At 71.3% G+C, this 23,801-nt stretch carries 20 protein-coding genes and 1 pseudogene; 11 read left to right on the forward strand and 10 right to left on the reverse strand.

The annotated features are described in order from the left end of the window. Positions 1 to 78 precede the first annotated feature (78 nt). On the reverse strand, positions 79 to 2,568 hold the full coding sequence (locus QCN29_RS29440; protein ID WP_279932015.1) for a ThuA domain-containing protein: 2,490 nt from the start codon (positions 2,566 to 2,568) through the stop codon (positions 79 to 81). Between the two features lie 184 nt (positions 2,569 to 2,752). On the opposite strand from QCN29_RS29440, the gene QCN29_RS29445 reads away from it, so the two are divergent. The 3 genes from QCN29_RS29445 to QCN29_RS29455 all read left to right on the forward strand — a co-directional run bounded on the left by QCN29_RS29445 (position 2,753) and on the right by QCN29_RS29455 (position 4,906). Next, a complete protein-coding gene (locus tag QCN29_RS29445; protein ID WP_279931981.1) occupies positions 2,753 to 3,718 on the forward strand; it encodes a multicopper oxidase domain-containing protein in 966 nt (321 codons plus the stop codon). A 43-nt stretch (positions 3,719 to 3,761) separates the two neighbouring features. Continuing rightward, a complete protein-coding gene (locus QCN29_RS29450) occupies positions 3,762 to 4,541 on the forward strand; it encodes an SDR family NAD(P)-dependent oxidoreductase (protein ID WP_279931982.1) in 780 nt (259 codons plus the stop codon). 104 nt (positions 4,542 to 4,645) lie between these two features. Further along, positions 4,646 to 4,906 carry a WhiB family transcriptional regulator gene (locus QCN29_RS29455; protein WP_279931984.1) on the forward strand — a complete coding sequence of 87 codons (261 nt, stop codon included), beginning with the start codon at positions 4,646 to 4,648 and terminating at the stop codon, positions 4,904 to 4,906. Positions 4,907 to 5,175: 269 nt separating this feature from the next. Here QCN29_RS29455 and QCN29_RS29460 read toward each other — a convergent pair whose 3' ends face one another. From QCN29_RS29460 to QCN29_RS29475, 4 genes are all read right to left on the reverse strand, one after another. Next, complete coding sequence (locus tag QCN29_RS29460) at positions 5,176 to 6,153, reverse strand: acyl-ACP desaturase (RefSeq protein WP_279931986.1); 978 nt, start codon at positions 6,151 to 6,153, stop codon at positions 5,176 to 5,178. A 136-nt stretch (positions 6,154 to 6,289) separates the two neighbouring features. Further along, positions 6,290 to 7,066, reverse strand: coding sequence for a dimethylargininase (ddaH, locus tag QCN29_RS29465; protein WP_279931987.1), 777 nt, complete (start codon positions 7,064 to 7,066; stop codon positions 6,290 to 6,292). A gap of 245 nt (positions 7,067 to 7,311) precedes the next feature. Beyond that, a complete protein-coding gene (locus QCN29_RS29470) occupies positions 7,312 to 8,961 on the reverse strand; it encodes an ABC-F family ATP-binding cassette domain-containing protein (RefSeq protein ID WP_279931988.1) in 1,650 nt (549 codons plus the stop codon). 399 nt (positions 8,962 to 9,360) lie between these two features. After that, on the reverse strand, positions 9,361 to 9,777 hold the full coding sequence (locus tag QCN29_RS29475; protein WP_240137162.1) for a spore wall synthesis regulator SsgD: 417 nt from the start codon (positions 9,775 to 9,777) through the stop codon (positions 9,361 to 9,363). A 309-nt stretch (positions 9,778 to 10,086) separates the two neighbouring features. Here QCN29_RS29475 and QCN29_RS29480 point away from each other — a divergent pair, with 309 nt between their 5' ends. Beyond that, positions 10,087 to 11,115, forward strand: a complete 1,029-nt coding sequence (locus QCN29_RS29480) for a WD40/YVTN/BNR-like repeat-containing protein (protein WP_279932016.1) — start codon at positions 10,087 to 10,089, stop codon at positions 11,113 to 11,115. A gap of 155 nt (positions 11,116 to 11,270) precedes the next feature. Here QCN29_RS29480 and QCN29_RS29485 read toward each other — a convergent pair whose 3' ends face one another. After that, positions 11,271 to 11,567, reverse strand: a complete 297-nt coding sequence (locus QCN29_RS29485) for a YciI family protein (protein WP_279931990.1) — start codon at positions 11,565 to 11,567, stop codon at positions 11,271 to 11,273. A 63-nt stretch (positions 11,568 to 11,630) separates the two neighbouring features. Here QCN29_RS29485 and QCN29_RS29490 point away from each other — a divergent pair, with 63 nt between their 5' ends. Beyond that, positions 11,631 to 12,332: an endonuclease V gene (locus tag QCN29_RS29490; protein ID WP_279931992.1), complete on the forward strand. Its 702-nt coding sequence runs from the start codon at positions 11,631 to 11,633 to the stop codon at positions 12,330 to 12,332. 194 nt (positions 12,333 to 12,526) lie between these two features. On the opposite strand, the gene QCN29_RS29495 is transcribed toward QCN29_RS29490, so the two are convergent. Beyond that, positions 12,527 to 13,717 (reverse strand): saccharopine dehydrogenase family protein, encoded by a 1,191-nt coding sequence (locus QCN29_RS29495; protein ID WP_279931994.1) that lies wholly within the window; start codon positions 13,715 to 13,717, stop codon positions 12,527 to 12,529. 94 nt (positions 13,718 to 13,811) lie between these two features. Here QCN29_RS29495 and QCN29_RS29500 point away from each other — a divergent pair, with 94 nt between their 5' ends. From QCN29_RS29500 to QCN29_RS29520, 5 genes and pseudogenes are all read left to right on the forward strand, one after another. Then, positions 13,812 to 14,195, forward strand: a complete 384-nt coding sequence (locus QCN29_RS29500) for an MmcQ/YjbR family DNA-binding protein (protein WP_279931996.1) — start codon at positions 13,812 to 13,814, stop codon at positions 14,193 to 14,195. A 103-nt stretch (positions 14,196 to 14,298) separates the two neighbouring features. Further along, entirely contained in the window at positions 14,299 to 15,495 is a 1,197-nt protein-coding gene (locus tag QCN29_RS29505; protein WP_279931998.1) for a CaiB/BaiF CoA transferase family protein, read from the forward strand. Further along, a complete protein-coding gene (locus QCN29_RS29510) occupies positions 15,492 to 16,634 on the forward strand; it encodes an acyl-CoA dehydrogenase family protein (RefSeq protein WP_279932000.1) in 1,143 nt (380 codons plus the stop codon). The genes QCN29_RS29505 and QCN29_RS29510 overlap by 4 nt, the downstream gene beginning before the upstream one ends. A gap of 37 nt (positions 16,635 to 16,671) precedes the next feature. Continuing rightward, positions 16,672 to 17,886, forward strand: a complete 1,215-nt coding sequence (locus tag QCN29_RS29515) for an acetyl-CoA C-acetyltransferase (protein WP_279932001.1) — start codon at positions 16,672 to 16,674, stop codon at positions 17,884 to 17,886. Between the two features lie 46 nt (positions 17,887 to 17,932). After that, positions 17,933 to 20,181, forward strand: a pseudogene (locus QCN29_RS29520) (3-hydroxyacyl-CoA dehydrogenase NAD-binding domain-containing protein). A gap of 28 nt (positions 20,182 to 20,209) precedes the next feature. Here the strand turns inward: QCN29_RS29520 and QCN29_RS29525 are convergent. Continuing rightward, entirely contained in the window at positions 20,210 to 20,935 is a 726-nt protein-coding gene (locus tag QCN29_RS29525; RefSeq protein WP_279932003.1) for a MerR family transcriptional regulator, read from the reverse strand. Positions 20,936 to 21,054: 119 nt separating this feature from the next. Between QCN29_RS29525 and QCN29_RS29530 the strand changes: the two genes are divergently transcribed. Further along, the gene (locus tag QCN29_RS29530) at positions 21,055 to 21,540 is read left to right on the forward strand and encodes a macro domain-containing protein (RefSeq protein WP_279932004.1); all 486 of its coding nucleotides are present in this window, start codon (positions 21,055 to 21,057) and stop codon (positions 21,538 to 21,540) included. 30 nt (positions 21,541 to 21,570) lie between these two features. On the opposite strand, the gene QCN29_RS29535 is transcribed toward QCN29_RS29530, so the two are convergent. Continuing rightward, positions 21,571 to 22,488, reverse strand: coding sequence for a cation diffusion facilitator family transporter (locus QCN29_RS29535; RefSeq protein ID WP_279932005.1), 918 nt, complete (start codon positions 22,486 to 22,488; stop codon positions 21,571 to 21,573). A gap of 190 nt (positions 22,489 to 22,678) precedes the next feature. Beyond that, the gene (gene sph, locus QCN29_RS29540) at positions 22,679 to 23,701 is read right to left on the reverse strand and encodes a sphingomyelin phosphodiesterase (protein ID WP_279932006.1); all 1,023 of its coding nucleotides are present in this window, start codon (positions 23,699 to 23,701) and stop codon (positions 22,679 to 22,681) included. Between the last annotated feature and the right edge of the window lie 100 nt (positions 23,702 to 23,801).

Raw genomic sequence — 23,801 nt, forward strand, 5'->3', positions numbered from 1 at the left:
CCGTCCGCCGTGGTCGTCCCGGCCGCCGTCCCGGCCGTCGTGCCGGCCGTCGTGCCGGCCGTCGTGCCGTCGTGAGCTTCACCGGGCCCCCTTGCGTACGACGTGATCGGCCGGAGGCGTCGGCCCGCCGCCCGTGTAGGTGATCCGCCACAGTGCCGACGCCGAGTGCGAGGTGAAGAACCCGCGGCCGTAGTCGAGGACGTACAGCGAGCCGTCCGGTGCGAATTTCCAGTCCATGAGGTTGCGGATGCCGCCCTCACCGACCGGGACGATCTTCTTCAGGGTCTCGGCGTGCACCGGGAGCCCGCCCTCGCCGGCCGTCCTGGGGTCGGTCAGCACCGCATGACGCGGCTGGCCGCCGTCGTAGAAGTCGCCGAGGAACCACTTCCCGTCCCAGTACGCGGGCCACTTCACCGTCGAGTCGCTGTCCGCGTCATAGCGGTACACGGGTCCGTTCATGGCTGCCTGCGCGCCGCCCTTGAGCCAGGGCAGCAGCAGTTTCTGGTCCTGGAGCCGATAGCTGGGCACGCCGTCGGCGTCGCGCGGGAAGTCCGGCGCGCCGCCCTGGGGCGCGTACCAGACGGTGTTCGGTGTGACGGGCGGCAGCCGCACCAGTCCGTCGTTGTGGGGGGACTCGTTCCTCGGCGCGTCGCAGTCGTACCAGCCGAGCGGCTTGCCGGGGTCGGGCAGATTGCGGTCCCGATAGGGCTGGTTGTTGCCCATGCAGTACGGCCAGCCGTGGTTGCCCGCCTTGGTGATCGCGGCGAAGGTGTCGTACTTGGCCGGACCCCAGGTCGTCGACGGCGCGCCCGCGTCCGGGCCGACCCAGCCCGCGTAGAGTACGTCGGTCGTCTTGTCGACGAAGATGCGGGCGGGGTTGCGCACCCCCATCACATAGATCTCGCCGCGGGTCTTGCCGCCGCCCTCGTCCGGCTCCTCGCCGGTGAACAGGTTCCCCGGGGGCAGGGTGTACGTTCCGTCGTCTTCCGGGTGGATGCGCAGGATCTTGCCGTTGAGGTTGTTGGTGTTGCCCGCGGTGCGGCGGGCGTCGGCGAACCCGACGCCCTTGAAGGCCGGCTCCGGGTTGTTGCCGGAGTAGCCGCCGCTGAAGCCGGAGGAGTTGTTGTCCCCGGTGGCGATGTAGAGATTGCCCCGCGAGTCGAAGGCCATCCCGCCGCCGGCGTGGCAGCAGCTGTGGATCTGCACCGGCCACTTCAGCAGCACCTTCTCACTGGCCGGGTCGAGTCGGCCGGCGGCCGGGTCGAAGGTGAGGCGGGAGACGCGGCGCTCGGCCATATGGGTGTCGCGGTCGATCCGCGAGTGCGGGGTGTAGTGCAGATACACCCAGCCGTTGGCCGCGAAGTCCGGGTCGAGCGCGATCCCGAGGAGCCCCTCCTCGTTCTTGATCAGCTCACCGCCGCCGCCCTTGTTGCCGAAGACCGTCAGCGAACCCGCCAGGGTGACCTGCCGCGTCCGCGGGTCATAGACATGGATCTCGCCCTGGCCCTTGCCGATGTCCGGGTCGTCCCAGTCGGTGACCACCGGCCGGCCCGGGTCTCCGCCGCCGCGCCCGATGTAGAACACCCGCCCGTCGGGGGCGATGTCCAGGCCGTGCGGCTCGCCGATCTGGTCGTGCCGGCCCGGCTGATTGGGCTTGGTGACCCGGGTCGCCGTGTAGTGGGCGTCGACAGTCGCCTTGCAGTCCGCGCGTGCGAGGCGCGTCGTCCAGGCGAGCGCGCCGCGCAGGTGCTCACGGAAGTCGGTCTCCGCGAAGGCGGCGGGCGTGCCGCCCATCGCGGTGTAGAAGGAGCGTCCGCCGTCGTAGTCGCGGCACCAGGACACCGGGTGGTCCCAGCCGTTCGGGCCCGCGGCCGGGGTGTAGCTGCTCTCTCTGACCCGGGCCACGGTGTGGACGGCGCCGGACGGGTTGTCCGTCCAGTTGAACCACCTGTCCAGACGCCTCCATTCGAGCGGCAGCGCGGCGGCGGCCGGATGGCGGCGGTCGCCCACCTCGACGACCGCACGCTGCACCGTACTCGGCGCGCCGGTCGGCCGGGCGCCGATGAGCCCGGTGAACCAGTCGGAGTACGGCTCTGTGCGCGCGGCCTCGTGGATGCCCAGAAAGCCGCCCCCGGCCTCCATATAGGCCTCCAGGCCCAGCTCCTGCTCCGGGTCCAGGACGTCGCCGCCGCCGGTGAGGAAGACGACCGCGTTGTAGCGGCCCAGACTCCGCTCGTCGGTGAATACGGACGCGTCGTCGGTGGCGTCCGTGCTGAACCGCCCAGCGGCCGGGCCGCTCAGTCCGATCGACTCGATCGCGGCGATCCCGGCGTCGACGGTGGGGGACTCCTCGGTCGCCGAGGCATGGAAGACCAGCACCCTGACGTCGTCCCCGCCGGGCGGCGAGGGTTGCGACAACGTTGTCGCATCCGGCTCCGGATGTGGCTGGGCCGCGGCGGACGTACCGCCTCCGGCGAACAGGGACGCAGTCAGTGCCCCGACCCCGAGGGTCAGGGCCAGACGATTTCGTAAGCGGTGCTGGGGCCGTACGGTGCGAGCGCGCTGCATAAGGTCACTCACCCCTCTGTGGTCACAACGACAGCCGTTGAAACTAGACGCCTTCTTGCCGTTCGCCAATAGGAAATACCGCAATGGCATGAACTTTGTCCTGAGCGTGGATAAACAAAGATCATTTCATTACGGTGTGATCGTCGTGTTCGTCAGTCTCCGGACGAGAGTGGAGTGTTCCGACATGGACAGACGGAGCTTCAACCGTCGGCTGCTCGCGGGAAGCGCGGCCGCGGCCGCCGGCGTGACATCGTTATCCATCCCCTCCGCCTCGGCGGCCGACACGGCCGAAACCGCCCCCCTCGGAAAGGCCCCGGCGGGCGGCCGGGTGCGCCATCTGAAGCTCTATGCACAGAAGCTGCCGGACGGCCGGCTCGGCTACGGTCTCCGAAAGGGCGAGCCCACCGTCCCCGGGCCGCTCATCGAACTGGTCGAAGGCGACACCCTGCACATCGAGTTCGAGAATCTGCTGGACGTGCCGGCGAGCCTGCACCCCCACGGGGTCGACTACGACATCGCCAGCGACGGCACCAAGCTCAACCGCAGCCACGTCCCCGCAGGCGGCGCCCGCACCTACACCTGGCGCACACATGCACCCGGCAGGCGCGAGGACGGCACCTGGCGTCCCGGCAGCGCGGGCTACTGGCACTACCACGACCATGTGGTGGGCACCGACCACGGCACCGGCGGCATACGCAAGGGTCTGTACGGCCCGCTGGTCGTGCGCAGGGAAGGCGACATCCTGCCCGACAAGCAGTTCACCGTCGTCTTCAACGATATGACGATCAACAACAGACCCGCGGACGACCCTCCCGAGTTCCGTGCCGTGATCGGCGACCGCGTCGAAATCGTCATGATCACGCACGGCGAGTTCTACCACACCTTCCATATGCACGGTCACCGCTGGGCGGACAACAGGACCGGCCTCCTGGAAGGCCCCGACGACGTCAGCCGCGTCATCGACAACAAGATCACCGGCCCGGCGGACTCCTTCGGCTTCCAGATCATCGCGGGGGAAGGCGTCGGAGCGGGGGCCTGGATGTACCACTGCCATGTGCAGAGCCACTCCGACATGGGGATGGCCGGACTGTTCCTGGTCGCCAAGCCCGACGGCACGATCCCGGGCTACGACCCCCACGACCACGGGTGACGCACCGTCCGGCGCCTCCGCCCGGCGCGCCTAAGGTGCGGGCATGGATGCACAGACGTACCTCTCGGACCTCTTCTCCCTCGACGGCCGCACCGCCCTCGTCACCGGCGGGAGTTCCGGCATCGGACGAGCCATCGCCGGAGCTCTGGCCCGGGCGGGCGCGGGCGTCGTGATCGTCGCCCGCAGGGAGGCGGAGCTCGCTGCGGCCGTCGGGGAGTTGACGGACGACGGCTGCCGGGCCGCCCGGGTGAGCGCCGATCTGAGCACCCGCGACGGTGTGCGCGCCGCAGCCGAGGAGGCGGCCGTGGCGTTCGGGGAGCCCGACATCCTCGTCAACTGCGCGGGCGTCAACCTCAGGCCGCCGCTGGACGACCTCGGCGAGGACGTGTGGGACGCCACGATGGCGGTCAATCTGGAAGCCCCCTACCTCCTGGGGCAGCGGTTCGGCCCCGGCATGGCCGAACGCGGCTTCGGACGGATCATCCACATCACCTCCCAGCAGGCGCACCGGGCCTTCGTGCGGAGCGGCGCATACGGGGTCTCCAAGGGTGCGCTGGAGTCGCTCGCCCGCTCGCAGGCGGAGGCCTGGTCGCCGTACGGGGTCACCTGCAACACGCTCGTGCCCGGGTTCGTGCCGACGCCGCTCAACGCACACCTGTCGGCGGACCCCGAACGAGTCGCGGCGCTGGCGGCCCGCACCATGGTGGGGCGCAACGGCCTGGCCGGGGACTTCGCGGGCGCGGCGGTGTTTCTGGCGAGCCGCGCCTCCGCCTATGTCACCGGGCAGGCCATCCACGTCGACGGAGGCTTCTCCGTCCACTGAGCCGCCTGTTCCGGACCGCCCGCAGTCAAGGCGGCGCGACCGGCGGACGCGCACGTCAATGGTTCGTTGATCGGTCGTTTATCGGCCCCGAGCAGTCTGTCCGCATGCCGATCAACACCACTGCCGAGCACACCGCCGACGGCCGCGAGCTGTCCTGGCCGGAGACCGCCCTGTGCGCCCAGGTCGGGCCGGAGTTCTTCTTCCCCGCCCCCGGGTCGTCCACCCGCGAGGCCAAGCAGCTCTGCGGGGCGTGCGAAGGGCGGGTGGCCTGTCTGGAGTACGCCCTCGCCCACGACGAGAGGTTCGGCGTATGGGGCGGGCTCTCGGAGAAGGAGCGGTACCGTCTCAAGCAGGGCAAGGGCTGACCGACCGATGCGGGGGCGGAGTCGGGCGCGAACGAGTACGACCACGTCGTGGTCGGCGAGGGTTCGGCGGGCTGTGTCCTCGCCCCGGCTGAGCGAGGACCCGTCGGCGCGCGTGGCGCTCGTCGAGTCCGGAGTTCGACGGGGTGCGCGCCGCGGGAGTCGTCGCGGGCCGGGCGTCGGGTGTCATCCGGGCACGCCGTGAGGTGATCCTCAGCGCCGACCGCGGGGCGGCCGGCGCCTGACGGCCCGATCGCCCCGCCGGGGCCGGGTCAGCCGGCGGCCGCGCGGGCCGCCATCCGGGCCTTGCGGGCGGCCAGCTTCTCGTCGAACTTCGTCGCCTCGGTGTTCAGCCCGCCCATGTAGCAGCCGAGCTCCTCCTGCGCCTTGAGGCCCTCAGGCCCCAGACCGCCGATCTCCATGACCTTCAGATAGCGCAGCACCGGCTGCAGCACGTCGTCGTGGTGGATGCGCAGGTTGTAGATCTCGCCGATCGCCATCTGCGCGGCCGCCCGCTCGAAGCCGGGCATTCCGTGCCCGGGCATTCGGAAGTTGACGACGACGTCGCGCACGGCCTGCATGGTCAGGTCCGGTGCCAGCTCGAAGGCCGCGCTGAGCAGATTCCGGTAGAAGATCATGTGCAGGTTCTCGTCGATCGCGATCCGTGCGAGCATCCGGTCGCAGACGGGGTCGCCCGACTGGTGTCCGGTGTTGCGGTGCGAGACGCGGGTCGCCAGTTCCTGGAGGGAGACATACGCGATCGAGTGCAGCATCGAGTGCCGGTTGTCGGACTCGAAGCCCTCGGACATATGGGCCATCCGGAACTGCTCCAGCTTGTCCGGGTCCACGGCGCGCGAGGTCAGCAGATAGTCGCGCATCACGATGCCGTGTCTGCCCTCCTCCGCGGTCCAGCGGTGCACCCAGGTGCCCCACGCGCCGTCCCGGCCGAAGAGCGTGGCGATCTCGTGGTGGTAGCTCGGCAGGTTGTCCTCGGTGAGCAGATTGACCACGAGTGCGATTCGGCCCACCTCGCTGACCTTGGACTGCCCGGGCTCCCATGCCTCGCCGTCCTCGAAGAGCCCCGGGAAGTTCCGGCCGTCTCCGAAGGGCACGTACTCGTGGGGCATCCAGTCCCGTACGACCTTCAGATGGCGGTTGAGCTCCTTTTCGACCACCTCTTCCAGTGCGTACAGCAGCTTGGCGTCGGTCCACGCTTCCGAGCTGCCGAGATGGGGAGAGGCGATCGTCACGAGGGCTCCTGGGGGCGGGAGGAATACATTGCCTACGGGGGCGTTACCTACGAGGTCGTAGGTTACGAAACCGTAGGTTAAGCACGCGATAAGCCCTCGTCCAAGCCCGCCAGGAGAGATATCCGGTTACGTTCTGTTATGTGTACAGGTGGCGCAGGCGCACCGAGAGGCAGGTCACGCAGCCCTCGAGCTTCTCGAACTCGCTGATGTCGACCGGAACCGGCTCATATCCCAAATCCGCGTACAGCTCCGCGGTCTTGGGCGCGCTCGCCGCCATCAGCAGTTTTCCGCCGCCGAGGAGCACCACATGTGCGCCCGACTCCTCTGGAACCGGCAGAAAGCGCTCGAACGCGGACGGGTTGTCGACCAGCGGCGGATGGCCCACGACCGTCGAGTCGGGCAGCGCGGTCACGGCCGACTTGAGGTGCAGCACCTTGCTCACCGGCACGGCGGTCACCCGCGCCCCCAGCGGCTCGAACGCGGCCCTCAGCTGCTGGACCCCGGCCGCGTTCGTCCTGCCGCCGCGGCCGACGTAGACGGTGTTGCCGATCTTGAGCACATCCCCGCCGTCGAGGGTGCCCGGAGCCCACACCCAGTTCACCGAGCAGCCCAGCTCGACCAGAGTCTGCTCCACGGCCGTCGTCTCCGGGCGTCGGGACTGCGCCCCGGGCCGGGCGATCAGCGCGACATTGCGGAACATCACCACTGTGTCCTCGACGAACACACCGTCCGGGCAGTCGTCGGCCGGGTCGACCTCGACCGTCTCCCAGCCGTGCGCGCGCAGTGCGGCCGCGTAGCCCTCCCACTGTTCGAGCGCCAGCGCGGCGTCGACGGGATGGCGTTCGATATGGGTGACCAGCCCCTCGGCGAGGCGCGGGCTCGGACGGCGGATCAGGGCTTTCCTGCTGGGCACGGCGGCGGTCTCCAGGTCGTACTCGGAGGTTGGGAGTGCCGCCCATCTTTAGCCGCTGCCCCCGGGGCGCGTAAAGACCCATCCGGCGCGAGCCCGCGCCGGGCCCGGCGCGGCCTCCCCCGGCCCGGCGCCCGGGCCCGGTTCCGCCTCCGGGCCCGGTGCGGCCTCCCTTGGCGGGATGCCCGTGCCCTTGCGCGATGCCCGGGCCCCTTGCGCGATGCCCGGGCCCGGCCAAGGGGCTCCGGTCAGCCGAACGCCGCCTGCACCTCGTCGGGGGATGCATCGCGCAGTTCCCCGTCGAGCATCAGCCACCGGGTGATCCCGATCGACTCCAGGAACGGCACGTCATGACTCGCCACGATCAGCGCTCCTTCGTAGGACTCCAGGGCGGCCGTGAGCTTCCGCACGCTCGCCATGTCCAGATTGTTGGTCGGCTCGTCGAGCATCAGCAGCCGCGGCGCGGGCTCGGCCAGCAGGAGCGCGGCCAGCGTGGCACGGAACCGCTCCCCGCCCGACAGCGTTCCGGCGAGCTGGTCGGCGCGCGCCCCGCGGAACAGAAAACGCGCCAGGCGTGCGCGGATGCGGTTGTTGTCCGCGTCCGGCGCGAACCGCGCCACGTTCTGCGCCACGCTCAACCCTTCGTCGAGGATGTCGAGCCGCTGCGGCAGAAAACGCAGCGGCACCTCGGCCCGCGCCTCGCCCGCCGACGGGGCGAGCTCGCCCGCGATGGTGCGTAGCAGGGTCGTCTTGCCCGCGCCGTTCCGGCCGAGCAGCGCGATCCGCTCCGGGCCGCGTACCTCCAGTTCGCCTTTCACCCGGCCTCCGTAGAGCAGTGTCAGCTCACTGAGCCGGAGTACGCCGAGCCCCGGATGGACCGTGGTCGCGGGCAGTTCGATGCGGATCTCGTCATCCTCGCGCACCGCCTCCACGGCCTCGTCGAGCCGCTCCTTCGCCTCGGCGAGCTTCTCGGTGTGCATGATGCGGTGCTTGCCCGCGGACACCTGGGCCTGTCGCTTGCGCTCCTTCATCACCGCCCTGGGTTCGCGTTTGGTTTCGTACATCTTCTGGCCGTACCGCTTGCGGCGGGACAACTTGACGTGCGCGTCGGCCAGTTCGCGCCTTTGCCGCTGGACGTCGGCCTCCGCGACCCGCACCATCCGCTCGGCGGCCTCCTGCTCGGCCGCGAGGGCCTCCTCGTACGCGGTGAAGTTCCCGCCGTACCAGGCCACCTCGCCGTCGCGCAGATCGGCGATCTGGTCGACGTGCTCCAGCAGTTCGCGGTCATGGCTGACCACTGCCATCGCCCCCGACCAGCCGGCCACCGCGTCGTAGAGCCGCCGCCGCGCATACAGATCGAGGTTGTTGGTGGGTTCGTCGAGCAGCAGCACATCCGGCCGGGCCAGCAGCAGCGCGGCCAGCCGCAGCAGCACGCCCTCCCCGCCGGAGACCTCTCCGATCGTCCGGTCGAGACCGATGTGACCGAGCCCCAGCTGGTCCAGCGCGGCCCGCGCCCGTTCCTCGACGTCCCAGTCGTCGCCGATCGCGGTGAAGTGCTCCTCACGCGCGTCTCCGCCCTCGATCGCGTGGAGCGCGGCGCGCTTGCCGGCGATGCCCAGCGCCTCGTCCACGCGCAGTGCGGTGTCGAGCGTCAGGTCCTGCGGCAGATAGCCGATCCGGCCGGCTGCGCGCACCGTGCCTTCGGACGGGGTCAGCTCACCGGCGATCAGCCGCAGCAGCGTCGACTTGCCGCACCCGTTGAGTCCGACGATCCCGGTTCTGCCCGGGCCGATCGCCAGCTGGAAGCCGTCGAAGACGAGGGTGCCGTCCGGCCAGGAGAAGCCGAGCGAGGTGCAGACGATATGCGCGGAAGAGTGAGCAGCGGAACAGGTGGACATAGGGGCCTCCCCGGTTGCGAGAAAAGGTGGTGCGAGGGCAACGGGTGGAGACACCGGATCGCGTGCCCGGCCGGGCGTCGGCCACAGAGGCGGAAAACCCCGAAAACCCGGAAAACCCGGCGGGGATGCGGCTGATGACGGCTGACGCCTCAACGCCTTGGACCGCCGTGGCAGGGACGTTCATCCGCTCGTCCGCCGAGGTCGCACGCGATGCGCGGCACAGCCTTGTGTCGGCTGTGGCACACGGTGTCTCAAGACCTCAGACGAGCAACGTCCTTCTCCAATCGGCGGCGACAGAACCGGTACAGACCGTAGAAGGGACACCCTGCGGCGTCAACGCATTTAATCGCCGGCGGGTGTCAGGTGGTCAGGTGGTCAGGTGGTCAGGTGGTCAAGCGGTCAGGCGGCATCGCGCATCAGCTCGGCCAGATCGTGGTCCAGGTCGAGATGCAGATGCTCGCGGCCGACCGGCACCAGCGACTGGGCGCGCCTGAGGAAGCGGCGCAGTTCGCCGGTGCGGATATGGACGATTGCCACGCCCTGCGGGGCATGGAACTCGATCACCGTGCGGTCGTAGCCGTAGGGGCGTACGCGCACATCCCCGACCCCGGCCGGGGCGTCGACCCCCGACATCAGCAGCTCACGGGAGAACACCCAGGACACTTCGGCGCCCTCGAGGGTCGCGGGCGGCGGAAAGGCCATGCGGACCGCGAAGGGGTCGACGCGGTCATAGCGAAGCGTGACGGGAATGGTTTCCATCCGGGGCGCCGAAGCGACCATCCGTGCCTGCGCGGCCTGCTCGATGACGGTGGACAAGGCCGTGCTCCTTGCTGCGGTGCTTCGCTGACGTCTCGCTGACGCTGGGGAAGACGGCGGATGAAGCGATTCAGTGCACGGCGGACAGTGTGACCTGTATCACTTGGAGGCGGTGTGCGGGGCCTGATCCGCCCGGGTCCTGCCGGGCTCCGGCGCTCTGGACGGGCGCGCGGCCCTGGGCTAGCTTCCGGCGCCATGACACCCATGACACCCATGACACCCATGACACCCAGGACGTCCAAGGGGGCGGCGAGGCGGGCGTTATCGCCGGGGTTGTGTGCGGTGGCGCTCGCCACCGCGCTGACGACCATGCTGACCGTCGTGTTCGCCGTCACGCCCGCCCAGGCCGCGGTGCAACGGGCGGCGCAGCCGGGGTGGCGGCTCAAGGACACCGGCACGGATGCGCGGTTCCGGGGCCTCGCTCCCGTCAGCCGCGGCGTCGCCTGGGTGGCGGGCTCCCGGGGAACCGTGCTCCGCACGGACGACGGCGGCCGCAGCTGGCGCGATGTCTCCCCGCCGGACGCGGAGGACCTGGAGTTCCGCGATGTCGAGGCGTTCGACCGGCGGCGCGCCGTTGTGCTGGCCATCGGCGAGGGGGACGCCTCCCGGATCCTGCGCACCGACGACGGAGGCGCGACCTGGACGGAGTCGTTCCGCAACGCCGACTCCAGGGCCTTCTACGACTGCATGACCTTCTTCGACCGCCGGCACGGACTCGCGATGAGCGACCCGGTGGACGGCAGATACCGCATCCTGTCCACGCGCGACGGCGGCCGCTCATGGACGGTCCTGCCGAGCGACGGGATGCCCGCGGCCCAGCCGGGGGAGGCCGGCTTCGCCGCGAGCGGTCAGTGCCTGGTCAGCTCCGGCCCCCGCGATGTATGGCTGGCGACCGGGGGCGGAGCGACCGCGCGCGTGCTGCACTCCGCCGACCGCGGCCTGACCTGGACGGCCGCCGAGACGGCCATCCCGGCGGGCGACCCGGCGCGCGGCGTCTTCGCGCTCGCCTTCCGCGACCGCGGCCACGGCCTCGCGGTCGGCGGCGACTACCGCGGCGACCAGGAGTCCCCGCACGCGTCCGCGGTCAGCCGCGACGGCGGCCGCAGCTGGGTGCGCTCGGCCGTCCCGCCCCCCGCCTACCGCTCGGGCGTCACCTGGCTCCCGCACTCCCGCACAGCCGCGCTGGCCGTCGGTCCCACGGGAACCGACCTCACCGTCGACGGCGGCCGCACCTGGCGGACCGTCGACTCCGGCTCGTACGACACGGTCGACTGCACCCCCGACTTCGGCTGCTGGGCCTCGGGCGAACGGGGGCGCGTCGCCCGTCTGGAGTTCTAGGCCGCTTCAGCTGAAACTCGGCCTCGCCCCGCGTCTGAGGCGCGGGGTCTGGGGCGCGGGGTCTGGGGCGGAGCCGCGGTCCGGGAAGGGGCGCGCAGGGGCGGGGCAGGAGAAAGATCCGCCATGCGCACCCCGGACCCGCAACGGCCTTGCGGCTACGGCATCTGCTCGCGGTACTCGGCGAGCGCGGGTGCGGTCTTCGTCGCATGGAACTCCGTGATCCGGTACGCGCACACCTCGCCGACGACGAAGGGATCGGCCGCGGCGATCTTCTCGATCTGCCCGCGGTCGTCCCCGACGGCGAGGATCACCCCGCCGTCGCGCGGGTTCTTGCGGCCGGAGGCGATGAAGACGCCCTCGTCGTAGTACGTGTCCAGCCACTCCCGATGCGCTTCGAGGAGCTCGTCGACCCGCTCGACGGGCGCGGTGTAGGTCAATTCGAGTACGAACATGATCGCCAGGCTATCGACCGGGGTCGGCGGCGCCGCGCGGGCCCGCCGTAGGCTGACGCCATCATGAGGATCATCGAAACGCCCGCGGACTGGCCCGCCGACGAGGCCGCGGCCCTCGCCGTCCAGGACCGGCTGCGCGCCCGCGTCATCCTGGACGAGCCGGGCCCGCCGGTGGGGGAGGGGCGGGTGACCGGGGTGGACGTCGCCTACGACGACGAGCGCGACATCGTCGCCGCGGCCGCCGTCGTCCTGGACGCAGCGGGTCTGGACGTGGTCGAGGAGGCCACTGCGGTGGGCCGGGTGGCCTTCCCCTACATCCCGGGGCTGCTCGCGTTCCGGGAGATCCCGGCGGTGCTGGCCGCGCTTTCCTCGCTCTCCGGGGAGCCGGGCCTGGTCGTCTGCGACGGCTACGGCGTGGCGCATCCACGGCGCTTCGGGCTCGCGAGCCATCTGGGAGTGCTGACCGGACTGCCGACCCTGGGCGTCGCGAAGAACCCGTTCGTCTTCTCGTACGACGCCCCCGGCCCTCGCCGCGGCGACAGCGCACCGCTGCTCGCCGAGGACGGCGAGGAGGTCGGCCGGGCCCTGCGCACGCGCGACGGAGTGAAGCCGGTCTTCGTCTCGGCAGGCCACCGCGTCACCCTCGACGCGGCCTGCGCCCACACCCTGCACCTCGCCCGCCGTTTCCGCATCCCCGAGTCCACCCGCCGCGCGGACACCCTGTGCCGCGCCGCCCTGGCCGCGGCGCGCGCCGCCGCCGCATGAACCCGGCCCCTGCCCCGTTCGGGAGAGGGCCGTACGGGGCCGGAGACCACGACGGCGCGTCACACCCGGCCTGTCGGCCTGCTGGAGCGGGGGGACTGCGCCGCAGCCTGCTGCCAGCGCCATGGCAGGGCAGCGCGGGGGCGAGTCCCGGGCAGGCGCGTACGACTTAACGCTTACCGCGTGGCACTTACCGCCTACCGCGTGGCCGCGACGCGGAATGTCAGGCCCGCCTTCCGCAGCCGGGACAGCAGTGCGTCGCCCATCGCCACGGCCGTCGTGACCTGGCCCGATGTCGGCGGCAGGTCGTCCAGGGCGAGGCACAGCGCCGACTCGGCGAGCATCTTGGCCGTTTCGCCGTAGCCGGGGTCGCCCCCGGCGACCTCCGTGAAGACGCGGCGGCCGCCGCCCTCGCCGACGAAGCGGACCGTGAACCAGCTCGCCGCCCGGCGCTCGGCGTCGGGGCCCTCTCCCGCGGGATAGCGGTCCATCAGCCGGCGCCGCGCGGTCGGCAGCTGGGCGAGCGCGACGCCCGCGCCCATCGCCGCCGCGCCGCCGAGCGCCACCGGCAGCCACTTGACCGCGGCGTAGTGGCGGTAGCGGAAGTCGGGGCCGTACCGGCGCAGCGCACGGGCCGAGCGCGTCACGATCTGCGGATCGACCGTCGGCAGCGGCATCGCCCACATGCCGGTCTCCCGGCTGAACCGGGGGGCGGACAGCGGGGCGCGCGCCCGCCGGTCCACCAGCCGCGGCTCGTGCAGCCGCCGCTCGTGCGCGGCGCGCCGCACCTGCCGGCCGTGGCTCATGACGGTGAGCGCGGAGGCCAGCGTGCCTCCGGAGAACATGGCGTTGGAGCGAACGAAGCCGTCCACCCGCAGCGGGACGTCCTGCGGCAGCTGCTGCACCGTGAAGTAGACGCCGAGATCGTGCGGCACCGAGTCGAAGCCGCAGGCATGGACCAGCCGTGCGCCGCTCTCCCGGGCCCGGGCGTCGTGCCGTACGTACATCAGATCGATGAACTCCGACTCGCCGGTGAGATCGGCGTAGTCCGTCCCGGCCTCGGCGCAGGCCGCGACGAGCGGCTCGCCGTACCAGAGGTACGGTCCCACCGTCGTGGCCACGACATGCGTTGATTCGGCGAGTTCACGGAGCGCCGCGGGGTCGCCGGCGTCGGCGACGAGCAGCGGGAGGTCCGCGCAGTCCGGGTTGAGGGCCGTCAGCCGATCCCTGAGCCGCTCCAGCTTCTCCCGGCTGCGGCCGGCGACCGCCCACCGGCAGTCCTTCGGTCCGTGCTCGGCGAGGTGGCGCGCGGTCAGTTCGCCCACGAAGCCCGTGGCTCCGTAGAGCACGATGTCGTGCGCACGTTCTGCCCCGACCCGTCTGTTCATGCCGCCCTCCTGGACGTCCTCGCCGCACCGCGCCGTTGTCGGCAGCCGAGGCTAGCGTGAGTCACCGAGAGCCGCGCGATCAGGGAGGTGGACGATGGCCGCCGTGCCGAAGGGTCCGTTGAAGAAGCGGGAGCGGGTGCTGGCCTTTGCCCTCGGGCTGCCGGGGGCGTACGAGGACCATCCATGGGGCGAGACGGTCGTCAAGGTCAACAAGAGGATTTTCGTCTTTCTGGGGGTCGGGGACGGCAGTCACCCGCTCGGCGTCGGCGTCAAGCTCACGGACGAGGCCGTGCACGCGCACGCCCTGACGTCGCCGGGCGCGACGCCGTCGGGGTACGGCCTGGGCAAGGCCGGCTGGGTGCAGATCCCGCTGGCGGAGAAGGGCGCGCCGGCCGCCGAGCTGCTCTGCGAGTGGGCGGAGGAGAGCTATCGCGCCATCGCGACGAAGAAGCTCGTCGCCGAGCTCGACGCCCGCTGACCGGACCAATGCCCACAGGCCTTGTGTCGGGTGGAACGTGTTCTTACCATCACTGGTGTTACATCAGTTGTGTCATAGCTGGCCGGACAGCGCAGGGGGCGCGATGGCGGAGTCGACGGCAAAGACGCCGACAGCAGCGGAGACGCCCGGGACCGGGGGTCCGCTGGCCGGGGTGCGCGTGGTGGAGCTGGCGGGCATCGGCCCGGGCCCCTTCGCGGCCATGCTCCTCGCCGACCTGGGCGCCGACGTCGTGCGGGTCGACCGCCCCGGCGGCGCCGGGCTCGCCATCGACCCCGCGTACGACCTGACCAACCGCAACAAGCGGTCCGTGCTGGTCGACCTCAAGGCCGAGGACGGCCCGGGACGGGTCCTCGACCTCGTCGAGCGGGCCGACATCCTGATCGAGGGCTACCGGCCCGGCGTCGCCGAGCGGCTCGGCGTCGGCCCCGACGCCTGTCTGGCCCGCAATCCGCGGCTGGTGTACGGGCGGATGACCGGCTGGGGCCAGGAGGGGCCGCTCGCCCAGCGGGCCGGCCATGACATCGCGTACATCGCCGTCACCGGCACCCTCGGGATGATCGGCAAGGCCGGGGAGCCGCCCGCCGTCCCCGCAAACCTCGTCGGGGACTACGCGGGGGGCTCCCTCTACCTCGTCATCGGCGTGCTGGCAGCGCTCCACCACGCCCGCGCCGAAGGCGGCGCCGGCCAGGTGGTGGACGCCGCCATCGTCGACGGCGCGGCCCATCTCGCCACGATGATCCACGGCATGATGGCGGCCGGCGGCTGGCAGGACCGGCGCGGGGCGAACCTGCTGGACGGCGGCTGCCCCTTCTACGGCGTCTACGAGACGGCCGACGGACAGTACATGGCGGTCGGCGCGCTGGAGCAGCGGTTCTACGACCGGTTCATCGAGCTGCTCGGTCTTGAGGAGCAGGTCCCGGCCCGTAAGGACTTCGCCCGCTGGGGCGAGCTGCGGGACGCGGTGGCCGCCTGCTTCAAGACCCGGACACGGGACGAGTGGACCGCGGTCTTCGAGCACTCGGACGCCTGCGTCGCTCCCGTGCTGTCGCTGCGGGAGGCCCCCGCCCACCCCCATCTCGCCGCCCGCGCCACCTTCGTCGAGCACGGCGGCATCACCCAGCCCGCGCCCGCGCCGCGGTTCGCCGCCACGCCCGTCTCCGTACGCCGCGGCCCCGCGCTGCCGGGCGCGGACGCGGCCGAGGTGGCCCGCGACTGGAACGTGCCGTCGGCCGCTCCCGCGGCCGGGAGGCAGAGTCGACAGCCGGGAGGCCCGAGTTGAAGCGCCAGATCTTCGCCGCCGAGCACGACGCGTTCCGTGACACGGTGCGCGCCTTCCTCACCAAGGAGGTGCTGCCGCACTACGCGCAGTGGGAGAAGGACGGCATCGTCAGCCGGGAGGCGTGGCGTGCGGCCGGCCGGCAGGGGCTGCTCGGGCTCGCCGTCCCGGAGGAGTACGGAGGCGGCGGGGAGCCCGACTTCCGTTTCGCCGCCGTCCTGGCCGAGGAGTTCACGCGCGCCGGCGCCGCGGGCCTCGCCGTGGGACTCCACAACGACATCATCGGCCCGTATCTGACCTCGCTCGCTGACGACGAGCAGAAACGCCGCTGGCTGCCCGGCTTCTGCAGCGGCGAGACCATCACGGCGATCGCCATGACGGAGCCGGGCGCGGGCTCCGACCTCCAGGCCGTCCGCACCTCGGCCGAGGACCGCGGCGACCACTGGGTGCTGAACGGGACGAAGACCTTCATCTCCAACGGAATCCTCGCCGACCTGGTGGTCGTCGTGGCGAAGACCACCCCCGAGGGCGGGGCCAAGGGGCTGTCCCTGCTGGTCGTCGAGCGCGGCGCGGAGGGCTTCGAACGCGGCCGCAACCTCGACAAGATCGGCCAGAAGGCGCAGGACACGGCTGAGCTGTTCTTCCACGACGTCCGGGTGCCCAAGGAGAATCTGCTCGGCGAGCTGAACGGCGCTTTCGCCCATCTGATGACCAACCTCGCGCAGGAGCGCCTGGCCATCGCGGTCTCCGGCATCGCCGCCGCCGAGCATCTGCTGGAGATCACCACGCAGTATGTGAAGGAGCGCGAGGCCTTCGGACGGCCACTGGCCCGGCTCCAGCACACCCGCTTCGAGATCGCCGAGATGGCCACCGAGTGCGCCGTCACCCGTGCGTTCATCGACCGCTGCATCGTCGATCACTCGAACGGGGAGCTCGACGCCGTACACGCCTCGATGGCCAAGTGGTGGGCCACCGAGCTGCAGAAGCGGGTCGCCGACCGCTGTCTGCAACTGCACGGCGGCTACGGCTATATGAACGAGTACCCGGTGGCCAGGGCCTTTGTCGACGGCCGCATCCAGACCATCTACGGCGGCACCACCGAGATCATGAAGGAGATCATCGGCCGCTCCCTGCTCGGCTGACCCTCCTCCCCACCGACTTCCCGGAAAGGCACGACCAGTGAGCACCGAAGCGTACGTCTACGAAGCGATCCGCACCCCGCGCGGTCGCGGCAAGGCCGACGGGGCCCTGCACGGCACCAAGCCGATCGACCTCGTGACCGGACTCATCCACGAGCTGCGGGGCCGCTTCCCCGGTCTCGACCCGGCCGCGATCGACGACATCGTCCTCGGCGTCGTCGGCCCGGTCGGGGACCAGGGCTCCGACATCGCCCGGATCGCCGCCATCGCCGCAGGACTGCCCGACACCGTCGCCGGGGTCCAGGAGAACCGCTTCTGCGCCTCCGGCCTCGAAGCGGTCAACATGGCGGCGATGAAGGTCCGCTCCGGCTGGGAGGACCTGGTGCTGGCAGGCGGGGTCGAGTCGATGTCGCGGGTCCCGATGGCCTCCGACGGCGGCGCGTGGTTCGCGGACCCGATGACCAACTTCGACACCGGATTCGTCCCCCAGGGCATCGGCGCCGACCTCATCGCCACCATCGAGGGCTTCAGCCGCCGCGATGTCGACGAGTACGCGGCGCTGTCCCAGGAGCGCGCCGCGGCGGCCTGGAAGGACGGCCGCTTCGACCGCTCGGTCGTGCCCGTCCGCGACCGCAGCGGCCTCGTCGTGCTCGACCACGACGAGCACATGCGCCCCGGCACCACGGCCGACACCCTCGCCGGGCTCAAGCCCTCCTTCGCCGCCATCGGCGAGATGGGCGGCTTTGACGCGGTGGCGCTGCAGAAGTACCACCGGGTGGAGCGGATCGACCACGTCCACCACGCGGGCAACTCCTCCGGCATCGTCGACGGCGCGGCGCTCGTCGCCATCGGCTCCCGGGCGGTCGGCGAGCGGTACGGGCTCACTCCGCGCGCCCGCGTCGTGTCCGCCGCGGTCTCCGGCTCCGAGCCGACCATCATGCTCACCGGTCCCGCGCCCGCCACCCGCAAGGCGCTCGCCAAGGCCGGACTGACCATCGACGACATCGATCTGGTCGAGATCAACGAGGCGTTCGCCGGCGTGGTGCTGCGTTTCGCCCGCGATATGGACCTCTCCCTCGACAAGGTCAACGTCAACGGCGGCGCCATCGCCATGGGCCACCCGCTGGGCGCGACGGGCGCGATGATCCTGGGCACCCTCGTCGACGAACTGGAGCGCCAGGACAAGCGGTACGGGCTGGTCACGCTGTGCGTGGGCGGAGGGATGGGAATCGCCACGGTCGTCGAACGCCTCTGAGGCACGCCCGCCCACAGCCGCACCGCACACCTCACGGAGACATCGCATGACCGAGACCACCGCCAGCGCGAGCACCATCCGCTGGGAGCAGGACGACGACGGCGTCGTCACCCTCGTCCTGGACGACCCGAACCAGTCCGCCAACACCATGAACCAGGCCTTCCGGGAATCCCTCGGCGCGGTCGCCGACCGCGCCGAGGCGGAGAAGGACGCCATCCGGGGCATCGTCATCACCTCCGCGAAGAAGACCTTCTTCGCGGGCGGCGACCTCAAGGACATGATCAAGGCCGGCCCCGGAGACGCCCAGCGCATCTTCGACGCGAGCATGGACGTCAAGCGCGCCCTGCGCCGTATCGAGACCCTCGGCAAGCCCGTCGTCGCGGCGATCAACGGCGCAGCGCTCGGCGGCGGATACGAGATCGCGCTCGCCTGCCATCACCGCGTCGCCCTCGACGCGCCCGGCTCCAAGATCGGCCTGCCCGAGGTGACCCTGGGCCTGCTGCCCGGCGGCGGGGGAGTCACCCGCACCGTACGCCTCATGGGCATCGCCGACGCCCTGCTGAAGGTGCTGGTGCAAGGCACCCAGTACAGCCCGCGGCGCGCCCTGGACAACGGTCTCGTCCACGAACTGGCNAAGGCACCCAGTACAGCCCGCGGCGCGCCCTGGACAACGGTCTCGTCCACGAACTGGCCGAGACCCGCGAGGAGATGCTCGCCCGGGCGCGCGCCTTCATCGACGCACACCCCCGGTCCCAGCAGCCCTGGGACGTCAAGGGCTACAAGATCCCGGGAGGGACGCCGTCCAACCCGCGGTTCGCCGCCGACCTCCCCGCCTTCCCGGCGAATCTGAAGAAGCAGACGGCCGGCGCACCCTACCCCGCCCCGCGCAACATCCTCGCCGCAGCGGTGGAGGGCTCCCAGGTCGACTTCGAGACCGCGCAGACCATCGAGGCCCGGTACTTCACCGAGCTGGTCACCGGCCAGACCGCGAAGAACATGATCCAGGCGTTCTTCTTCGACCTCCAGGCCGTCAACTCCGGAGCCAGCCGGCCCCAGGACGTCGAGCCCCGGCGGGTCCGCAAGGTCGCCGTGCTCGGTGCGGGCATGATGGGCGCGGGCATCGCCTACTCCTGCGCACGCGCCGGTATCGACGTCGTCCTCAAGGACGTCTCCCTCCAGGCCGCCGAGAAGGGCAGGGCGTACTCGGAGAAGCTGCTGGACAAGGCGGTGGCCAAGGGCCGCAGGACCGAGGCGGAACGCGACGAGCTGCTCGCCCGCATCACGCCCGCGGCGGACGCGGCGGATCTTGCGGGCTGCGACGCCGTGATCGAGGCGGTCTTCGAGGACACCGCCCTGAAGCACCGGGTCTTCCAGGAGATCCAGGACATCGTGGAGCCGGACGCGCTGCTCTGCTCCAACACCTCCACGCTGCCCATCACCCTGCTCGCCAAGGGGGTGGCGCGGCCCGCGGACTTCATCGGGCTGCACTTCTTCTCACCGGTCGACAAAATGCCCCTGGTGGAGATCATCAAGGGGGAGCGGACCGGCGACGAGGCCCTGGCCCGCGCCTTCGATCTGGTCCGCCAGATCAACAAGACGCCGATCGTCGTCCATGACTCCCGCGGCTTCTTCACCTCCCGGGTCATCGGTCAGTTCATCAACGAGGGCGTCGCCATGGTCGGCGAGGGCGTCGAGCCCGCGTCGATCGAGCAGGCAGCGGCCCAGGCGGGCTACCCGGCGAAGGTGCTCTCCCTCATGGACGAGCTGACGCTCACGCTTCCCCGCAGGATCCGCGACGAGACGCGCCGGGCGGTCGAGGAGGCCGGCGGGACCTGGCCGGGCCACCCCGCGGACGCCGTGATCGACCGGATGGTCGACGAGTTCGGCCGTACGGGACGCAGCGGCGGCGCCGGCTTCTACGACTACGCGGAGGACGGCGGCCGGACGGGCCTGTGGCCGGGCCTGCGCGAGCACTTCGGCGTGCCGGACGCCGCGGTCCCCTTCGAGGACATGCAGGAGCGGATGCTCTTCTCGGAGGCCCTGGACACGGTCCGCTGCCTGGAGGAGGGGGTGCTGACGTCGGTGGCCGACGCCAACATCGGCTCGATCATGGGCATCGGCTTCCCGGCGTGGACCGGCGGCGTGCTGCAGTACATCAACGGCTACGAGGGCGGGCTGCCCGGCTTCGCGGCACGCGCCCGCGAGCTGGCGGAGCGCTACGGCGACAGGTTCGAGCCGCCGGCGCTGCTGCTTCAGAAGGCGGAGAAGGGCGAGCGGTTCACCGACGACCGGTGACCGGCGCGCCCACGCCTGCGGGAGGCGTTCACCGCGTGGCGAACGCCTCCCGCAGCTCCTCCTTCAGGAACCGCTGAAACGCGGTCACCAGCGCCTGCACCACGATCGGCTGCATATGCGCGGACAGCGACCTCATCGCCGCCACCTGCTCCGGGTCCCACACCTCGTCGCGGAAGAGCCGGGTGAGCTCCTGGGCGGCCGCCCGCGAGTGCTCCAGCAGCACGCTGCGGGCGGCGAGGATCGTCTCGTGCGCGACGGGCACGTCGAGCAGCTCCACGCCGAGCCTCAGCAGCCCCGGATCGAGCCGGTAGCCCTCCGCGTCCTCGCCGGCGCGCTGGAGCACGCCCATGGCCGCGAGCCGCTCGACGTCCTGCTCGGACAACTCCCGCCCGGCGCGCCGCTCCAGGTCGGCGCGGGTGGCCTCCTCGGGCGAGTCCGGCGCCCAGGAGGCCACCACCGCACGGTGGATGGCCAGGTCGTGGGCGCTCAGATCGCCGGGCAGCTGCTCCAGATAGCGTTCGATCGCGGCGAGCGTCATTCCCTGGTGCTGGAGCTCCTCGATCAGCGCCAGCCGGGCGAGGTGGGCCGGGCCGTAGCGGCCCACGCGCCGGGGCCCGATCGACGGCGGGGGCAGCAGCCCGCGGGTGCCGTAGAACCGGACGGTCCGCACGGTCACCCCGGCCCGCGCGGCCAGCTCGTCGACGGTGAGCGTCATCTCCTCGCCGTGGCCATCGACGTCGGCCTCGGTCGCCATGTGCCTCGCGCCTCACTTCCCGGGTGCCGCCTCCTCGCCTTAAGTCCAACAGTATTGCTGTCTCACCACTTGTGAGAAACCCTGAGGCGCCTGTCAGCGCCGCCCCCTACTGTGAACCCATGTCCGAGATCTCTTATCTGCGGGGGGACGCCACCGCGCCGCACGGCGCAGGTGTCAAGATCATCGCGCATGTCTGCAATGACGCGGGCCGCTGGGGCAGAGGGTTCGTGCTCGCGCTGTCCCGCCGCTGGCCCGAGCCCGAGGCCGCGTTCCGCCGCTGGCACCGCGAGCGCGCGGACAGCGGTTTCGGCCTGGGCGCGGTCCAGCTCGTGCAGGTCGCGCCGTACACATGGGTGGCCAACATGGTCGGCCAGCACGGCATCCGCATCGGCCGCACGGGCCCGGACCCCGTGCGGTACGAGGCCATCGACGCCGCTCTCGCCGCGCTGGGCGACAAGGCCCTGGAGCTGGGCGCCTCGGTCCATATGCCGCGCATCGGGTGCGGGCTGGCGGGCGGCACCTGGGAGCGGGTCGAGCCGCTGATAGCCGAGCGGCTGACGGCGCGGGACATCGCGGTGACGGTGTACGACGCCGACGCGGCATAAGCCTGCCGGGACGGCCAGCCTGACGGAGCGTCAGGGGTGGATCTGGACCGTCGCCGCCGTCAGCCGGCGGACTCCGCGGACCAGCGCGTGCTCCGCCGCCTGCGCCACCGCATGGGCCTGCGCCACCGTCAGCGCCGGATCGACGCGGATCGAGGTCTCGGCGCGCAGTCCATGGCCCAGCCAGCGCAGCCGCACCGCGCTCACCGCCCGCACGCCCTCCACCCCCGTCAGGGCGGTCTCCGCCTGGTCGACCAGCGCCGGATCCACGGCGTCCATCAGCCGGTGCCAGATGTCCCGGGCCGCTCCCCGGAGCACCGCCATGATGGCCGCGGTGATCGCCAGGCCGATCAGCGGGTCCGCCCAGCGCCAGCCCAGCGCCGCGCCGCCCGCGCCCAGCAGCACGGCGAGCGAGGTGAAACCGTCGGTGCGGGCGTGCAGCCCGTCGGCGACCAGCGCCGCGGAGCCGATCCTCCTCCCGGTGCGGATCCGGGCTCGGGCCACCCATTCGTTCCCGGCGAAGCCCACCAGGCCGGCCGCCGCAACCGCGGGCAGATGGGTCACGTCCTGCGGTTCGACCAGCCTGCGCACGGCTTCGTATCCGGCGAAGAGCGCGGAGGAGGCGATCACCAACACCACGAAGACGCCCGCCAGATCCTCGGCGCGCCCGAATCCGTAGGTGTAGCGGCGAGTGGCGGCCCGCCGCCCCAGGACGAAGGCGAGAGCCAGCGGCAGCGCGGTCAGCGCGTCCGTCGCGTTGTGCACGGTGTCGCCCAGCAGCGCCACCGAGCCCGACGCCGCCGCGATCACCGCCTGCACGAGCGTCGTCACCGCCAGCACCGCGAAAGAGAACCAGAGCGTCCGCAGGCCCTGTGCGGACCCCTCCAGCACCTGATCATGATGGTGGTGATGATGGTGGTGGTGGCCATGGACGTGACCAAGACCCGTCATGACCACCACCGTGGCACAGAGAACCCCCTGCAGCCACTGCCGAAGAACGGCCTCTGACCAGCTGCGAAGAGCTTGCGAATGCCGTGCGGCGGCTACAGCTCGGCGGCTGCTGCCCGCCGGTCACTGCCCGCCGGTCATTGCCTGCCGGTCATTGCCTGCCGGTCATTGCCTGCCGGTCATTGCCTGCGGGTCACTGCCCGGAGGCGACGACGGGGTAGTGGTCGGAGAGATTGGCGTAGGTGTAGTCCACGCCCCAGCTGGTGACCGTCCAGGGCGCGGACGCTTCCTTGATCACCTCATTGGTCCAGCCGGCCGGCCGGGCGTGCCCCGCCCGGTGAAGCACGTAGTCCAGGTCCTCGCGCGGGTCGTCCGGGTAGCGATACGAGGCGATCGAGTTCTCAGCGGTGTCGAAGGAGTACGGGTGGCCGGTGCGCGCGTCCGCGTCTGCCAGACCGGCGTCGGACAGCATCGAGCCGTACTCCGCGGTGCGCGAGTCGACGTTGAAGTCGCCCGCGACCACGACCTGCTCCGAGGCGGGGATGTTCTTTCCGTCCAGGAACGCGTCCATGGCCCGGAACTGACGGCTGCGCATCTCGGCCGCCTCACCCGGGTCGCAGCCCGGGTCGGTCGACTGCGCGTGCGTGCCCACGACATGCACCTTTGTGCCGTTCACATCGAGCACCGCATAGACGAAGCCCTTGTTGGACCACCAGTCGGCGCCGCAGGCGTCCTTGTAGACGTACTGCTCCTTGCGGATGATCGGCCACTTGCTCAGCACCGTCACTCCGCCGTCCTCCGGCGTCATGGAGGAGTACGCGCCGCCCGTGGCGTCCCAGCCGCTCCTGGACCGCCCCATCACCGGCGTCTGGTACGGGTACTCGGCCGCGGCCCGGTTCATCAGCGCGTCCGAGGACGAGTTGTCGAACGCCTCCTGCAGCACGACCACGTCATTGCCCTTGAAGAACGCGGTCTTCGGCATCTCGGCGGCACGGTGGTCCTGCCCCCAGTTCGGGTACAGGTTCTTGCTGAACAGGAACACGTTGTACGACAGCACCTTCAGCCCGGGCGTCTGAGCGGCCGACCCGGCCGTCGCGGTCGAGGCGGCGGAGGCGGCCGTCGCGCCCGGCGCGGTGACGGCGAGGAGCGTGGCGGCGAGCGCCGAGGACAGGGCTGCGCCGCGGATCTTGCGCAGCGCGGAATGTGAGTGCGGCACGGATTCTCCGTAAGTTGTTAGGTGGCCCGGGAGGGCCGGATGTGGCTGACGGGTTCTTGCCGACCGTGGCTTCCCAGGAGTGGCCGTCCGGCTCTCTCCG

The organism is Streptomyces chengmaiensis, from assembly GCF_029846775.1.
GTDB classification, from domain to species: Bacteria; Actinomycetota; Actinomycetes; order Streptomycetales; family Streptomycetaceae; genus Streptomyces; species Streptomyces chengmaiensis.

Coding starts and splice junctions, on each gene's coding strand:
- QCN29_RS29470 (WP_279931988.1), bottom strand. CDS start 8,961: ATGTCCACCTGTTCCGCTGCTCACTCTTCCGCGCATATCGTCTGCACC.
- QCN29_RS29490 (WP_279931992.1), top strand. CDS start 11,631: ATGAGGATCATCGAAACGCCCGCGGACTGGCCCGCCGACGAGGCCGCG.
- QCN29_RS29505 (WP_279931998.1), top strand. CDS start 14,299: ATGGCGGAGTCGACGGCAAAGACGCCGACAGCAGCGGAGACGCCCGGG.
- QCN29_RS29485 (WP_279931990.1), bottom strand. CDS start 11,567: ATGTTCGTACTCGAATTGACCTACACCGCGCCCGTCGAGCGGGTCGAC.
- QCN29_RS29525 (WP_279932003.1), bottom strand. CDS start 20,935: ATGGCGACCGAGGCCGACGTCGATGGCCACGGCGAGGAGATGACGCTC.
- QCN29_RS29535 (WP_279932005.1), bottom strand. CDS start 22,488: ATGACGGGTCTTGGTCACGTCCATGGCCACCACCACCATCATCACCAC.
- QCN29_RS29450 (WP_279931982.1), top strand. CDS start 3,762: ATGGATGCACAGACGTACCTCTCGGACCTCTTCTCCCTCGACGGCCGC.
- QCN29_RS29530 (WP_279932004.1), top strand. CDS start 21,055: ATGTCCGAGATCTCTTATCTGCGGGGGGACGCCACCGCGCCGCACGGC.
- QCN29_RS29440 (WP_279932015.1), bottom strand. CDS start 2,568: ATGCAGCGCGCTCGCACCGTACGGCCCCAGCACCGCTTACGAAATCGT.
- QCN29_RS29445 (WP_279931981.1), top strand. CDS start 2,753: ATGGACAGACGGAGCTTCAACCGTCGGCTGCTCGCGGGAAGCGCGGCC.
- QCN29_RS29480 (WP_279932016.1), top strand. CDS start 10,087: ATGCTGACCGTCGTGTTCGCCGTCACGCCCGCCCAGGCCGCGGTGCAA.
- QCN29_RS29495 (WP_279931994.1), bottom strand. CDS start 13,717: ATGAACAGACGGGTCGGGGCAGAACGTGCGCACGACATCGTGCTCTAC.
- QCN29_RS29500 (WP_279931996.1), top strand. CDS start 13,812: ATGGCCGCCGTGCCGAAGGGTCCGTTGAAGAAGCGGGAGCGGGTGCTG.
- QCN29_RS29455 (WP_279931984.1), top strand. CDS start 4,646: ATGCCGATCAACACCACTGCCGAGCACACCGCCGACGGCCGCGAGCTG.